The organism is Flavobacterium sp. CLA17 (assembly GCF_013112255.2).
Taxonomy (GTDB): domain Bacteria; phylum Bacteroidota; class Bacteroidia; order Flavobacteriales; family Flavobacteriaceae; genus Flavobacterium; species Flavobacterium circumlabens.
On the sequence record NZ_CP068294.1, the window covers coordinates 2,349,696 to 2,367,570 of the forward strand.

The 17,875-nt window shown below is 39.1% G+C and carries 2 protein-coding genes; both read left to right on the forward strand.

Annotated features, from left to right (window positions below):
* Window positions 1–63: 63 nt before the first annotated feature.
* Window positions 64–16,065, forward strand: coding sequence for a non-ribosomal peptide synthetase (locus HAV12_RS09915; protein WP_171569496.1), 16,002 nt, complete (start codon window positions 64–66; stop codon window positions 16,063–16,065).
* A gap of 37 nt (window positions 16,066–16,102) precedes the next feature.
* Complete coding sequence (locus HAV12_RS09920) at window positions 16,103–17,857, forward strand: carbamoyltransferase (RefSeq protein WP_171569497.1); 1,755 nt, start codon at window positions 16,103–16,105, stop codon at window positions 17,855–17,857.
* Window positions 17,858–17,875: the final 18 nt, after the last annotated feature.

Genomic DNA, 17,875 nt, shown 5'->3' on the forward strand with positions numbered 1-17,875 from the left:
GCCTGCAATACTTCTGAATTTTCATAAAGTTCCTTTTTAGAAATTACTTAAACATTTTCCGTTGTGAAAGACAAATTCTTATACAAAACATTTGAGGATATTGTATCCTCTTACCCTGACCATACGGCATTAGTTGAGGCTAATGGCGATACGACTTACGCGTCCTTAAATTCATTTGCGAACCAGTTAAGTGGTTTGTTACTGGATACAGGACTGTCATCCGACGATTCAGTTGGTGTATTATTACCTGGTGGAAAAGAACTTATCGGTAGTTTACTGTCCTGCCTGAAGACCGGAATTACGTATGTTCCTTTATCGAATAGCTTTTCGCACGCAAGATTGCAGCAGGCTGTTTCAGAAACCGCTATGAAAGTGCTGATCACGGATGATGTCTCGTGGTCCGTATTTCAAAATCAGGATATTGATCATGAATTTGGTTCTGTTTTAGTATTTAAAGCATCAGGTTCTTCTCTTTTGGGAGATTTGGGACTAGGGAATTTAGATTTAATTTCACTGGAACAGACCAGTTTAGAAGTGTATAAAAGAAGTGCTGAAGGCAAATATTTATTGTCTGATTACAATTTAGCACGTTACAGTGACGCTAATATTGAGGTGGAATATCCCGTTGATAACAGCAGTTATATCTTTTACAGTTCGGGTACAACAGGAAAATCGAAAGCGATTGTAGGAAATCAGGAAAGTATTGCACATTATATCAACTGGCACAAAAACACCTTCGGATTTGACACCGAAACCCGTGTAAGCCAAATTGCTTCAGTCACTTTTGATGCCAGTTTAAAAGACATTTTAACGAGTTTGATTTCGGGAAGCTGTTTGTGTATTCCGGCTGCGAAAACGCGTGAGAATATGGTGCTGTTAGGCAAATGGCTTTCAGCAGAAAAAATAACCATTTTGCAGACTGTTCCCTCTTTATTTAGATTATTGACCAACAGTCTGGTCGAACAGGATCTTGCTTTAAAAGAGATCAAAGAAGTGGTTTTGGCCGGAGAGAAATTATACGGTCGTGATGTGGCTTTATGGCGTTCGCTTTCAGGACATACTGCCCGCATGAGCAACTTATATGGATTGACGGAAACTACAGTCTTAAAAAGCTGTTACCACATTCCGGACAGAGATTTAGATGCCGGCACCGTTTTACCTGTTGGTAAAGCGATCAGCAATACACTGATTGCAGTCATTAATAAAGACGAAATTTGTAATGACGAAGAAATCGGTGAAGTGTACATCAAAAGCCGTTTTGTCAGCAAAGGCTATTTGGATCAGGAACTTACGGCAGCATTATTTGTACAGAATCCGTTAGTTACCGATCGTGAAGATTTGGTTTGCAGAACCGGTGATTTGGGCCGTTATGACAGTGATGGAAACTTAGAAATTCTGGGAAGAATTGACGATCAGATCAAACTTCACGGCGTACGTGTAGAACTGGACGGCATTCGCAGTTCTTTATTAAATCTGGAAGGAATTGGGCAGGTAGAGTTACTGTTACATACAGACGCTACAGCAGATTCCCTACTATGCTATTACAGCGGAACGGAGTACGGTTCAGGTGAATTACGCTTGCTTTTATCCAAAATATTAGACCGCAGCAGTATTCCGGATTACTTTATTTATATAGCAGAATTTCCGTTGACCTTAAACGGTAAAGTCGACAAACGTGCCTTACCTAAACCATCAGAGTTATTGCGTGGCATCAACTATGAAGTGCCGAATGGTGCGATTGAAATTTCATTAAGTACTATTTGGTCAGAACTTTTGAGTGTTCCGCAAAACAGTATCGGAAGAAATGATTTGTTTTTTGATTTGGGAGGGTCCTCTTTAAAAGCCATTCAGTTAATTTCCAGAGTATACAAACAACACGAAGTACAATTGAGTATTGGAGAAATCTTCAATCACTCCGCATTAAAAGCGCAGGCTTTATTAATAGCGGCATCAAAAGGAGAAACAGTTTACAGTGCGATTAAAAAGACAGCAGAGCAGGAAGATTACGCACTTTCTCATGCACAGCGTCGTTTATGGGTTTTAGATCAGTTACAGGAAGATTTTACGGCCTATAGCCGTCCAATCAGTTATGATATTCATGGTGAATTAAACCTTGATGCCTTAACGGAGTCCTTTAGAAAATTAATCGAACGTCACGAAAGTTTACGAACGATTTTTATTTTAAAAGACGGTGAACCACGTCAGTTGATACAACCTCTGGAAAGTATTCATTTTGAAATTCCTGTAACGGATGTATCCAACAGTGAAAACAAAGAAGGCGCTATTGAAGAGGTTTTAGCGAAACTGGCCGTTTTGCCTTTTGATTTATCCAAGGGGCCTTTATTCAGAACCATAGTAGTAAACTTAGGAAACGATCAGCATCGTTTGTTATTTTCTATTCATCATATTATTTCAGATGCGTGGTCGATGCAGGTATTGGTGCGCGATTTAATAAGCTATTACAACTCGATTGTTAAAGCAGAAGAAAAATCGTTAAATGCATTACCAATTCAATACAAAGATTATGCAGCGTGGCAGTTAGAGGAACTTTCCAAAGGAGCGTTGGCGGATTCCCGCAAATACTGGCTGGCACAACTGGGCGGAGAATTACCGGTTTTGGACCTGCCATCGGATTATGTGCGTCCATCGGTACAAACCTATAACGGAGCACAGGTATATGTTAATTTTTCAGAACAGTTAAGCCATGCTTTCAGACACTATATAAAAGAACAGGACAGTACACCGTTTATGGGATTTGTGTCACTGGTCAAAGTACTTTTATACCGATACAGCGGACAGGAAGACCTTATTGTGGGAACACCGGTTGCAGGAAGAGAGCATTCTGATTTAGAAAATCAGATTGGGTTTTATATCAACAACCTTGCCTTACGAACCAGATTTCAGGGAACTGAGAGTTTTACAAGTCTGTTACAATTAGTCAAAGAAACCTGTTTAAAAGGTTACGAAAATCAATCGTATCCGTTTGATTTATTGGTAGATGAATTACAGCTTTCGAGAGACTTAAGCCGTTTTCCGTTGTATGATGTAGCGGTTGTCTTAGAAAGTGATGAGGTACTGTTGGAAAATGCGATCGCAATGGAAGGCGTAGATGTTTCTAACGTACGTGTAGCCGTAGACACGAGTTTATACGATCTTACCTTTTGGTTTGGAGAAGGCATTTCGGGACAAATCAGTCTTTATATTGAATACAACACCGATATATATAGTGCTGAACGTATTAAGCGATTAGGCGTTCATTTAGGAAAACTAATGGAGAGTATCGTTACCGATAGCACCATTTCGTTGAATCAATTACCTTTAATAGAAGCAGCAGAACAAAAAATATTACTCGAACAATACCAGGGAGAAATTGTTTCCCGGTTTTCAGCGAGCACGGTGGTTTCACTTTTTGAAAAACAGGCAGACCGAAGAAAAGAGGCATTAGCTTTAAAGTACGAAAATGTCACACTTAGTTACAGGGAATTAGAAGAACGTTCCAATGAATTGGCTCATTATTTACAAACACAGCATGCTATTGGAAAAGGAAGTGTGGTCGGAGTTATGCAGGATCGAAGTGAGTATTTGCTGATCAGCATTTTAGGAGTATTAAAAGCCGGCGGCGCATATCTGCCAATAGATCCGGGCTATCCATCCGATCGTGTAGCGTATATGCTAGGCGATGGAAATGTATCCTTATTGCTTGCTGATGCAGCGATAACGGAATATGAAGTGGCCAGCGTAAATATTGGCGATCTGAAAGAGGAATTAGAAAACCATCCAAAGACGCGATTAAATGTAGCGATAAGTGGAGAAGACCTTGCGTATGTAATTTACACTTCAGGTTCTACCGGAAGACCAAAAGGCGTTATGATCAGACATAATGCTGTTATCAATTTATTGAAATCGGTAGTAGATATTCTTGATGTTTCAAATAACGACCAATTACTGGCGATTACTACTTTTACGTTTGATATTTCCGTACTGGAATTCTTCACTACATTGAGTGTTGGTGGTTCCGTTATTATTGCTCCAGGTACAGTAATCACCGATCCACGATTGTTATCTGAAATGATCGATGAAAGTGGAGTCACTATTGTACAAGCCACTCCAAGTGTATGGAACTTGCTTTTAGAAACAGGCTGGCAAGCAACAAGTTTGTTGAAAAAAATATCCGGAGGAGAATTTTTACCACTTTCATTAGGCACACGTTTGTTAGCAATGCCGGGCGAACTTTACAATATGTTTGGCCCGACAGAAACCACCATATGGTCTACCTCACAATACATTCAAAATGAGAGAGATTTAAATTCAATCGGGAAACCCATCTACAATACAACACTTTACATACTGGATGAACTGGGGCAATTAGTACCGCACGGAGTTACCGGAAAATTGTTTATTGGTGGGGCAGGAGTAGCAAAAGGATATACGGATCCTGAACTGACAACGAAAAAGTTTATTAAAAACCCTTTTAATGGCGACGAAGTTATTTATGATACCGGAGATTTATGTCAATGGGATTTCAAGGGAAGATTAATCTACCTGGGAAGAGGTGATGGTCAGGTAAAACTGAGAGGATATCGTATTGAATTGGGCGAAATTGAATCGTTGTTAGAAGCAGATTCAAAAGTAAACCAGGCTGTGGTAATCGTCAAAGGCAATGATCTGTTGGCTTATGTTACCGGAAAAGAGAATGTAGATGTCAATACTTTAAAAACACTGCTCAGAAGCAAACTGCCAGCCTATATGGTGCCGGCTCACATTCAGCAATTAGAAGATTTTCCATTAACACATAATGGTAAAATCAGCAGGAAAAAACTAGCGGAAAGAGGTATTGAATTAACAGAAAGAACACTTACAGCTCCACAAACCAGTACGGAAGAAGTATTGACGGAATTATGGCAGTCGATACTGGGTGTTACTGAAATAAGTACGACGGATGATTTCTTTGAAGTCGGAGGACATTCCTTAAAAGCCATTCAGTTAATACTGAACATACATAAAAAATTAAATGTACAGATTCGCTTAAAAGATGTTTTCGAATATCCAAAACTGATTGATTTAGCGGCATATACCGATCAATTAAACGTAAGTCAATATAAAACCATCAATCCGGTAAAAGTTAGTGCTACTTATGAATTATCACATGCACAACGCAGATTATGGATCTTAGAACAATTTGAATCTTTAGGCTCAACGGCTTACAACATACCAATGAGTTATTGGCTGAACGGCAGCTTAAATATCGGATATGTAACAGAAGCATTCAGACGTCTTATTGAACGTCATGAAATTCTAAGAACCAATTTCAAAGAAATTGACGGAATTCCGTATCAGTTTATTAGTGATGCCGATAAGATCGATTTCAGCGTTGATTATCAGGATCTGTCCAGTCACGAAAGCCCAATAGCAGCAGTAATTGCTTTGTCAGAAAAAGCCGCTTTTACTTCTTTCAATTTAACAAGCGATGCATTACTAAGAGTGCAGATCAGTAAAGTGGAAGACGAAAGATACTTATTCATGCTGAGTATGCACCATATCATTACAGATGAATGGTCTATTAAAAACTTAATTACTGAGTTTTTAACGATATACAATGCTTTAAAGCAAAAAACAGCAATCAGCTTACAGCCGCTTTCCATTCAATACAAAGATTACGCGGCATGGCAATTACAAGAGTTATCAGGGGAAGCTCTACATACGCACAGAAACTATTGGCTTCATAAATTAGAAGGCGATATTCCTGTAATAGATTTACCAACAGATGCTCCAAGACCTGCTGTAAAAACATTCAACAGCACACAGCTTAAATATTCTTTTGAACCACAATTGGTTGCAAAATTCAGATCGTTATTAGCCGGTGAAAAAGCCACTTTGTTTGCCGGACTTATGGCGGTAACCAAAATACTGGTTCATAAATATACAGGTGAAAAAGATATTATACTCGGAACACCGGCGGCAGGAAGAGACCATTCTGATTTAGAAGATCAAATCGGGTTTTATATCAACGCATTGCCTTTAAGAACACAGCTTCATGCAGAAGAAACATTTGCTGACTTTTTAAAGAAGGTAAAAAATGTGGTGGTGGAAGCATTTGACCATCAGATTTATCCGTTCGATTTATTGATAGAGGACTTAGGTTTAAACAGGGATTTGAGCCGATCTCCTTTATTTGATATTGTCGTTTTAATTCAAAACAACGAAAACAGTAACAAATTGCCAGAAATGGAAGGGGTGACTATTGAAGATCATCTGCTTATCAATGAAAAGAGTAAAGTAGATTTGAAATTGTTTTTTGTAGAAAACGAGAACGAAATTAACCTGAATCTGGAATACAATACCGATCTTTTCGGAGAAGAAAGAATGCAAAGATTGTGCAGGCATTTTGAAGAATTAATCCGCGCAGTTGTTGAAGTACCTTCCCAAAAAATAAAAGAACTCAATTACATTACGGCTCAGGAACGTCAGCAATTAGTATACGATTTTAATCAGGAATCTTTTGACTATGATGAAAAATTAACGTTAGTTCAGTTATTTGAACAGCAGGTTGATAAAACCCCTCATGCAATAGCACTTGAGACTTCGACAAAATCATGGACGTACGAAGAATTGAATGGCGCTGTCAATACATTTGCAAAATCTTTACAGGAAATTTCGAACGTTACTAAGGGGCTGCATGTAGGCTTAATGACCGATAGAAATGAATGGTTGATTATTGGAATGCTTTCTATTTTAAAAGCCGGGGCAGTTTACATCCCTATAGATTTCTCCAGTCCGGCAGAACGAATACAATATATTTTATCGGATGCAAACATTTCGTTATTAATTACGGAAAGCAGCATAATAAACGGTTTTTCCGGTTTTACTGCGAATACTTTACGCATAGACGACATTTTTGAAGGTATTGAGAAACACGAACAAAATCTGATACCGAATTATTCGGCAGACGATTTGGCGTATGTAATTTATACGTCAGGTTCTACAGGACAGCCAAAAGGAGTATTGGTCTCTCATAAAAACTGTGTGAATATGGTTAAAAATGAGCATCACATATTCAATCCGTCTACGGAAGACAGGGTGTTGCAATTTGCTTCTCCCTCTTTTGATGCTTCGATTGCTGAAATTTTTATGGCGATTACTTCGGGTGCCGGCTTAGTTTTGGCAGCTAATAAAACCTTAAAAGATCTTACGGCTTTAACCCGTTATTTAAAAGAGAAGAAAGTATCTGTCGTGATTCTTCCTCCAGCCTATTTAGCAGCAATACCGGTAACAGAACTTTCCTTTTTACGATTGATCATTACGGCCGGTGATGTTGCCAACAAACAGCTGGCGATAGATTACAGCAGGGAATTAACCTATATGAATTGTTACGGTCCTACAGAATGTGCAGTATGGGCCACCATACATCAGGTGGAAGCTTCTGACCTTGATTATCAAAGATTGCCCATCGGAAAACCAATCGGCAATCTTCAGATTTATATTTTAAATGAATCCCTTCAGCCGCAGCCTATAGGAGTTCCCGGTGAAATGTACATTGGCGGTGTTGGTGTAACCCAGGGCTATTTAGGAAAAAAAGAGTTAACTGAAAAAAGCTTTTTGGAAAACCCTTTCGGTACGGGTAAAATATATAAAACCGGGGATTTGGCTTCCTGGTATTCAGACGGAAATATTGACTTTTTAGGCCGTGTAGATACACAGGTAAAAATAAGAGGTTACAGAATAGAACTGGGAGAAATTGAAAGCGTATTGAATAATCATTCGCAAATTGCCAATTCTTCGGTAATTACCAAAGGAGAAGGGAATGACAAGCTTTTAATTGCGTACTATGAAGGAGAAAATGCCCTTCCGCTTACCGCTATTCAGGATCACCTGAAAAACTTCTTACCGGATTATATGCTGCCTTCGTACATCGTTTATTTAGAGCAGCTGCCAAAAAATAACAGTGGTAAAATTGATAAAAAAGCACTACCGGATTATTTAGAAACGGCAGTAAAAGAAATAGTAGTTCCCAAAGACCCTATAGAAGCCGGATTACTGGAAGTATGGCAAAATGTGTTGGGAGTTCAGGAAATTGCCATGCAGGATAACTTCTTTTCTATCGGAGGACATTCGCTGCGTGCCATTCAATTGATGGCGCAATTATTCAAAAAACTGGAAATTAAACTGGAACTGGAAGATATTTTTATAAATCCGGTTTTCGGGGATCAGGTAAACGTCTTAAAAGCTTCCGCTAAAACAAGTTATCAGAAAATAGAAAAAGTTACCGGGCAGCCGCTCTACAAACTTTCCTATGCGCAACTGAGATTATGGCTGCTGGAGCAATTTGAAGATGAAACAGAAGCTGTAAACAGTATTCCTGTCAGCTATTGGCTTCAGGGAGATTTAAATACGGAGGCCTTAAACAATGCTTTTCGATTTGTAATTGAAAGACATGAAAGTTTGCGAACTTCCTTTATCACAGAGCATGGAGAAGCGTATCAAAAAATACTAACAGCAGAAGAATATTCATTTGAAGTGACGCAGGAAGATGCCACAACGGTATCAAACCCCAAAGAATATGCGCAAAACAAAGCCTTGGAATTATCCTTAATTCCATTCAATCTGGAAAAAGCGCCTTTGGTAAAAGCACATATCATTAAAGTTGCTGCTGATGAATACCTTTTCTTTCTGTGCGTTCACCATATTATTTTTGACGAGAGATCTGTTCATGTTTTCGTGAAAGAAATAATAGAAGCATACCAGGCATTTTTAAATCATACAACACCTGTATGGCCGGCATTGCCAATTCAATACAAAGACTATGCAGCCTGGCAGGAAAAAGAATTGCATACGGAACGATTATCGGTACACAGAGCCTATTGGTTAAGTCAGTTTGAAGAAGAAATAGAAGTATTAGACTTACCGACAGATTTTCCAAGACCTCCTGTACAGACCTTTCACGGTGATCAGGTTCACTTAAGCCTGAGCCCGGAAATAAGTACCGCATTCAGAGCTTGTTTAGAAGCGCAGGAAACAACGCTTTATATGGGCTTGGTAACGCTTGTAAAATTATTACTGCACCGTTACACCGGACAAAATGATATCATTATTGGTTCGCCATCGGCAGGCAGGGAACACCCGGATTTAAGAGATCAAATCGGATTCTTTATCAATACACTGGTTCTGCGAACTAAATTTAACGAGGAGGAAACCTTCAATTCTCTTGCTAAAAAAGTAAAAAACAATGTGCTGAATGCCTTCAAACATCAGGTATATCCTTTTGACTTATTGGTAAACGAACTGCAGGTAGAACGTGACATGAGCCGTTCGCCGTTATTTGATGCCGTAGTTGTTTTGGAAAACCTGATCGATAAAAATGAAATTCCTGAATTTGAAGGTCTTTCTGTTACAGATAATCAGTTAGATGTACCGATTAGCAAAGTCGATCTTCGTTTCTACTTTATAGAAAACGAATCCAATATTTCGCTGACGTTAGAGTACAATACGGATATCTACAGCAAACATCGAATGGAAAATCTATTAGGGCATGTAAGCGCTTTAATGCATTCAGTAATCGAAGGTCCTGCAACAGCTGTAAGCAAACTAAATTATTTATCAGCAAGAGAACAAAACTGGCTGCTGAAGGAGCTGAACCAAAAAGTAGTGACCTATGATAAAAACCAGACTCTAGTCGATATTTTTGAACAGCAGGCAGCAGCAACACCTGACAATATAGCGCTTGAATTTGAAAACAAAACGTTTACTTACCAGCAGCTTAATGAACAGGCAAATCAATTGGCGCATCATTTACGTGAGGAATATCAGGTAACAAAAGGAGAAACTATTGCCTTGATGGTAGAACGAAACGAATGGCTCATCATTGGATTCCTGGGGATTTTAAAATCCGGAGGGGTTTATCTGCCAATCGATTCAGGCAATTCGACAGAGCGAAATAATTTTATGCTGTCAGATGCCAATGCCAAAGTCCTCATCACAGAATCCGTAAATATTTTTAATGTTGGCGACTTCAAAGGAAGCCTGTTTGCGATTGATATAGAGTTTGATTTGTTGGAAACAGCAATCGAAAACCCTGTAAAAGTAAACAACGCCTTAGATTTGTCTTATATTTATTATACTTCAGGATCTACCGGACAGCCCAAAGGAGTGATGCTTCAGCATCGTAACGGGGTGCATATGGTGTACAATCAGAGAGAACAGTTTAACGTAACAACAAACGATTGCATCATTCAGTTCTCGTCCTTAATTTTTGACGGGTCTGTATTTGAATTCTTTTTAGCATTGGCCAACGGAGCCCGTTTATTAATCGCAAAAAACAACATTATCAAAGATGCTGTCGAACTGGTAAAGTACATGGCTGCCAAAGAGGTGACAATTGCAATTTTACCGGCGGCTTATTTTTCTTTGGTTGCTGTTGAAGATTTGAAATTTTTAAGAAAATTACTTTCAGTCGGAGACGCGATCAACAAAGATCAGGCAATAAAATGCAGCGCGGTTACGGATACGTACAATGGTTATGGCCCGACAGAATGTGCGGTTTGTACCAGTCTTTATAAAATAAAACCGGAAGACAGCCAAAGAGTCAGACTGCCAATCGGAGAAGGAATCGCAAATGTTCAGGTACATATTCTGGATCAGGTGCTAAATTTAGTCGGGGAAGGAATTCATGGAGAAATCTGTATTTCGAGCGAAGTAGCAATTGCCAAAGGCTATTTAAACAGAGAAGAACTTTCGAATGAAAAATTTATAAAGAATCCGTTTGGTGCAGGAATGATGTACCGAACAGGAGACAAAGGAGTACGTTTAGCGGACGGAACTATTGATTTCTTAGGACGTATCGACAATCAGGTAAAAATCAGAGGGTATCGTATCGAACTAAATGAAATTGAAAAAGTAATCCAGTCACATGCTCTGATAATTGAGACTTTAGTGACCACATACAGCACTGACGGAGATATTGCTTTGGTTGCGTATTACACGGCTACAGCAGAAATTAGTCCGACCCTGGTGAAGGATTTTATGAAAACCTTCCTGCCTAATTATATGATTCCTCCGTATCTGATTCAATTATCAGATTTTCCACTAAACGCAAGTGGTAAAATTGATAAAAGAAAATTACCGGAACCGGAAATCAAATTAAATACGACTTATGTAGCACCACGAAATGCCATAGAAGAAAGTCTGGCGATTATTTGGGGAGAAGTCTTAAATAAAGAAAATATCGGAATTGAAGATAATTTCTTCGAATCAGGCGGGCATTCCCTAAGAGCCATTCAGTTAATTACTAAAATTTACAAAGAACATCAGGTACAGCTGAACATTGGAGACATCTTCAGTAAACCGACTTTAACAGAGCAGGCGTTTTTGATTTCGAATTCGGATACCACAAATTACATTTCCATTCCGAAAGTGGAAGAGGAAGATAACTATCCGCTATCCGCAACACAGTTAAGAACCTGGTTGCAGGTAGAGCAATCCAAAAATTCCATTACCCATAATGTACTGACGAGTTATATGCTTACCGGACACTTCCATAAAGAGGCTTTTGAATTTGCTTTTCAACAAGTAATAGCCCGTCATGAAAGTTTGCGTACCGTATTCGAATTGGTAAACGGATCACCAAGACAACGTATTACAGACGCTTCGGATTTTACCTTTGCAATCAATTATACCGATATTTCAAAAGATAGTGAAGCCGTAAAACAAGCGCAAAAAGCAGAACTTTCATCGAAAGTATTTCATTTAGATACAGCGCCATTATTCAATATTGATATTTTAAAGCACGAAGAAAACAAGCATGAACTGCTATTTGCCATGCATCATATTATTTCAGATGAATGGTCGATGCAGGTGATGGTAAAAGACCTGGTGTTATTTTACAATGCCGCTGTAAATGGAATCACGAGTAATTTGGAGCCTTTGCCAATTCAGTATAAAGATTACACTGCGTGGCAGCTGGCAGAACTAAGCGGCGATAAACTAGTAGGACACAAGGAATATTGGCTGGAACAATTTAAAGGAGAGATTCCGGTGCTGGAACTCGCTTCCGACAGGCAACGTCCGGAAATCATGAACCATGAAGGAGCACAATATTCTTTCAGACTGGAGGAGACAGTAAGCCAAAAACTAAAAGAATTAGCCAAAAAGCAGGGTGCGACCTTATTTATGGGCGTAACTTCTTTGGTAAAAGCGTTGTTCTATAAATACACCGGAAATCAGGATATCATAATCGGAACTCCTGTGGCAGGAAGACAACATCCGGATTTAGAAGATCAGATTGGGTTGTACCTAAACACATTAGCACTGCGATCAAGATTTTCCGGAGAAGAAGGATTCAATACCTTACTAAGCGAAGTCAAAAAAGTAAGTTTAGACGGATTCACGCATCAGGTCTATCCTTTAGATATGCTTATTGAAGATTTAGGTGTCTATCCGCCAAAAAACAGAGGCGCTCTATTTGATGTTGTGGTCATATTGCAAAATGTACAGCTGGACCTTTTGGAAGGAGTTGAAATGCAAGGCCTGGAAGTTTCAGCGCAGGGAGAAGACTTAAAAATCAGTAAAGGTGATTTGAGATTCCAATTTATGGATCAGGGAACTTTTCTCGAAGGAAGTATCGAATACAGTACCGAATTATACGATGAAGCACGTATTTCCCGTATGGTAACCCATATGAAAAACCTGTTGACAATCATAGTAGAAACTCCGGAACAGCCTTTAAAAGAAATTCAGTATTTAGAAAATACAGAATCGGAAAATTTAGACTGGTTTGAAAAAATAATACAAAAAGAACAGCCACAATACGTACACAAAGCTTTTGAAGCAATTGTAACAGCATATCCTGAAAAGGAAGCCGTAGCAGTTGAAGAAAAATCGTTTACGTATCAGCAAATCAATGGGTTTACGAATCAAATAGCCCGTTTATTAGTGGATCTTAAGGTACAGCCGGAAAATGCTGTCGGCGTATTATTGCCGTCAGGGAAAGAATTAACAGCAACGTTGATGGCGTGTTTCAAAACCGGTGCCACTTATGTTCCGATGGCTGCTGAATTTTCAAAAAACCGAACAGAGCAGGTATTTTCAGATACGAAAATGACCACTTTGATAGCCGCTGAAAAAGCCTATAATACCTTAAATAATACAACTGATCTTTCACATACAAGACTGGAAAAAATAATATTATTTTCTGAAGAGGGAATACTAACCGTTCAGGAACGTAATGCTTCAGGCGAGTTTGTAGCATCCGATTATAGTTTAGCAAATTACAGTGAAGAAAATGTTGCAGTTGAGTATTCTATTAATAACAGCAGTTATATTTTCTACAGCTCCGGTACCACCGGAAAATCGAAAGCCATTGTTGGAGATCAGGAAAGTATTGCACACTATATCAACTGGCACAAAAACACTTTTGGGTTTGATACTGAAAGCCGTGTAAGCCAGATTGCTTCAGTCACTTTTGATGCCAGTTTAAAAGACATCTTAACGAGTTTGATTTCAGGAAGCTGTCTTTGTATTCCGGCTCCGAAAACGCGCGAGAATATGGTGTTGTTAAGCCAATGGCTTTCAGCAGAAAAAGTAACCATTTTGCAGACCGTTCCCTCTTTATTCCGATTATTGACGAACAGTCTGGTGGAACAGAATATTGCTTTAGAAGAGATAAAAGAAGTGGTTCTGGCCGGAGAGAAATTATACGGTCGTGATGTTGCTTTATGGCGCTCGCTTTCCGGACACACAGGCCGCATGAGCAACTTATACGGACTTACCGAAACTACGGTTTTGAAAAGCTGTTACCACATTCCATCTGGAGATTTAGATCCCGGAACCGTTTTACCGGTGGGACAAGCCATCAATAACAGTATGATCGCTGTAATCAACGATAACGGACTTAGCATGTGGGGAGAAATTGGTGAAGTCTATATCAGAAGTCCTTACATCAGTAAAGGCTATTTGGATCAGGAACTTACGGCAGCGTTACTGGTACAAAATCCATTGGTTAGCGATCGCGAAGATTTAGTTTGCAGAACAGGCGATTTGGGTCGTTATGACAGCGATGGAAACTTAGAAATCTTGGGAAGAATTGACGATCAGATCAAATTGCACGGCATACGCGTAGAACTGGATGGTATTCGCAGTTCTTTACTAAATTTAGAAGGAGTTAGTCAGGTTGAACTTTTGTTGCACAATGATGCGACAGCAGATTCTCTACTCTGTTATTACACCGGAACAGAATACGGCTCAGGCGAATTACGTTTGCTTTTATCAGCCGAGTTAGACCGCAGCAGTATTCCGGATTACTTTATTTACGTAGCAGAATTTCCGTTGACCTTAAATGGCAAAGTCGACAAACGCTCTTTACCAAAACCATCAGAACTATTACGAGGCAGTAATTATGAAATGCCGAGTGGTTCGATTGAAACGTCACTAAGTAATATTTGGGCAGAATTGTTAAGCATTCCGCAAAGCAGTATAGGAAGAAACGATTCGTTTTTTGATTTAGGCGGTTCGTCTTTAAAAGCGATTCAATTGATCTCCAGAGTGTATAAAAACCATGAGGTACAATTAAGCATCGGAGAAATTTTCAATCACTCCGCATTAAAAGCACAGGCTTCCTTAATAGCTGCATCAAAAGGAGATACCGCATACAGTTCGATTAAACAGGCGGCAGAGCAGGATGATTATGCCTTGTCACATGCACAGCGTCGTTTATGGGTACAGGAAACACAACAGCAAAACGGGGAAAGCACCTTTAATATCTTTATGCGTTACCAAATGGAGGGTAAACTTCAGATAGAAATACTACAGGAAGCCTTTGACCAGATTATAAACCGTCACGAAAGTTTGCGAACCATCTTTGTTTTAAAAAATGGAGAACCAAGACAAAAAATCCAATCCATGCAGGAGCAATCTTTTGAATTGGAATTTGAAGATCTTCAGGGAATCAAAGAACAGCAGGTAATTATTGATAAAGAGGTTCAAAACCTTGCTTACCATCCTTTTGATCTTCAAAACGGACCGTTGATGAAAGTAAAACTTTTAAAACTGGATGCTGAAAATCATATGTTATTGTTTGTCAAGCATCATATCATTTCAGACGAATGGTCTTTACAAATTTTTGTGAAAGAAGTATTGTCGATTTACAATGCTTTGTCAGAAAATAAAGAACATAATCTGACACCATTAACCGTTCAGTATAAAGACTATGTGGCCTGGAAAGAAAATGAATTGTCAAACAACGGACTTATAAATCATCGGGAGTTTTGGTTGAAAAAATTACAGGGAGACATTCCTGTTTTATACCTGCCGACTGATTTTCCACGACCGCCGATTCAGACTTTCAATGGATCAGAACTGCATTTTGAGTTTGCTGAAGATACGGCAGCTCCGTTTAAGCAACTCCTTCAGGAACAGAATGCAACCTTATTTATGGGGTTATTGTGCGTGGTAAAAACGATACTGTATCACTATTCCGGTCAGGAAGACATCATCGTCGGAACACCAATCGCCGGAAGAGAACATCCGGATCTGGAAGGACAAATAGGATATTACCTGAACACCCTGGCACTGCGCAGTACATTTGATCCTGCACTGAAATTTGTTGATTTCCTTTCAGAGGTAAAGAATACGGCAATAGCGGCTTTTGAACATCAGGAATATCCATTTGATACGCTTATTGAAGACTTAAATTTAAAGAAAGACTTAAGCCGGTCTCCTTTATTCGACGTTGTAATGATTCTTCAGAATGTGGATTTACACAGAGAATCGGATCTGGAAATGAACGGCATTACCATAAATCCTATCAAAGAACCTATGAATATCAGTAAGAGTGATCTTCGATTCCAGTTTGCTGATTTAGGAAATACAATAGTGGGAACCATCGAATACAATACCAGTTTATTTAAAAAAGAACGTATAGAACAACTCATAGCACATATGAACAGTTTAATAGCTCTTGTGGTTACAGATTCACAACGTTCCCTAATAGAATTTGATTTCTTAACTGATACAGAACGCCAACAAGAACAGCTGGCTTCCGATTTTTTCGGTTCTGATATCAGTACAGACTTCTAACTTAATTAATAATCAACTAACATTAAAACTCAATCTAATGAATAGAAACATTATTGGCATCTCTGCTTTTTACCATGATTCAGCGTGTTGCATAATTCAAAACGGAAAATTAATCGCTGCGGTAGAAGAAGAGCGATTTTCAAGAAAAAAAAATGATCCGGATTTACCCGTAAATGCTTTTATGTATTGCTTAGATCAGGCGGGAATAAGTATTTCCGATATTGATTGTATCGCGTATTATGAAGATCCGGTTAAAAAGTCGGAACGCCAATTGTGGAGTATAAGCAATCAGGTTTCTACGGATCCCATTTACGATATAGATCCCCAACATGTCATCAGGCAGATTCGTAAAGAATTAGGATATGATGGTCCAATTAAATTCTACGAACATCACCAGTCGCATGCTGCAAGTACTTTTTATTTCTCAGGTTTTGATTCAGCGGCTATTTTAACGGTAGATGGAGTAGGAGAATGGGCTACCACCACTTATGGAATTGGAAAAAATAACAAAGTAGAACTATTTGGAGAAGTGACATTCCCGGATTCAATTGGACTGCTTTACAGCACCATCACCAGTTATTTAGGATTCGAAGTAAATGGTGGAGAATACAAAGTAATGGGACTGGCACCTTACGGAGAAAACAAGTACCTGGAGCAAATGCATCAGTTGCTGACGCTGGAGGAAGACGGAAAATATACCCTGAACTTAAAATATTTTGACTTTTTGCGCGGAGAACGCATGTATTCTGACGAATTGCCAAAACTATTCGGATTACCGGTACGAGAGAAAGATGCGGAAATGGGGCAGCATTATATGGATATTGCCAAAAGTTTACAGACTTTCCTGGAAGAAACACTGATAAAAATGGCCAACTACCTGTATGAAAAAACAGGAGAAGAAAATTTATGCATGGCTGGCGGAGTGGCTTTAAACTGTGTCGCCAATGGTAAAATATTGAAAAATTCCCCTTTCAAAAGGATGTACGTACAACCGGCTTCAGGGGATTCCGGTTGTTCATTGGGAGCGGCCGCACTGGCTTACACAGAATTATATCCGGAGGATAAAATCGAACCGCTTACCAATGTGTATTTAGGACCTTCCTATACAGGAAAAGACGTTGAAAACCTGTTAAGTGCTACCTCCTTAAACTATGAAGACTGCAGGGAAGACGGAGATACACTTGAAAGAGTAGCGCAGAAACTGGCAGAAGGAAAAGTAATTGGCTGGTTCAACGGAAGAATGGAATTTGGACCAAGATCCTTGGGAGCACGTTCTATTTTAGGAGATCCAAGAGTGCTGGATATGAGAGACCGCATCAACGCCATGGTAAAAAAGAGAGAAGGTTTCAGGCCTTTTGCACCGGCAGTTCTGGAAGAAAAGATGTTTGAACATTTTGATATCGATCATGCCTCTCCTTTTATGCTGGAAACCTGTCAGGTAAAATCGACAATAGACATGCCGGCCATTACACACGTAGACAATTCGGCCAGGATTCAATCGGTTAATGATACTGATAATCCAAGATTTGCACAATTACTTCGTGAATTTGACAAACTTACCAATTGTCCGATTTTGCTGAATACCTCTTTTAATATCAAAGATGAACCAATAGTTTGTACACCCGAAGACGCTTTGGTCTGTTTTATAACTACTGATATCGATTGTTTAGTGCTGGAAGATTTCATTATCAGTAAAGAAGGAAATGAAATTACAATGCTTGAAATGATTAATAACAACTTTACGGAAAGAGGACGTTTCGAGCTAAATCCAAACGTATACACATTCATTTAATCCTTAAAAGAGAAAAAA

Excerpts from the sequence above, each read along its gene's own strand:
- HAV12_RS09920 (WP_171569497.1), top strand. The coding sequence starts at position 16,103 with ATGAATAGAAACATTATTGGCATCTCTGCTTTTTACCATGATTCAGCG.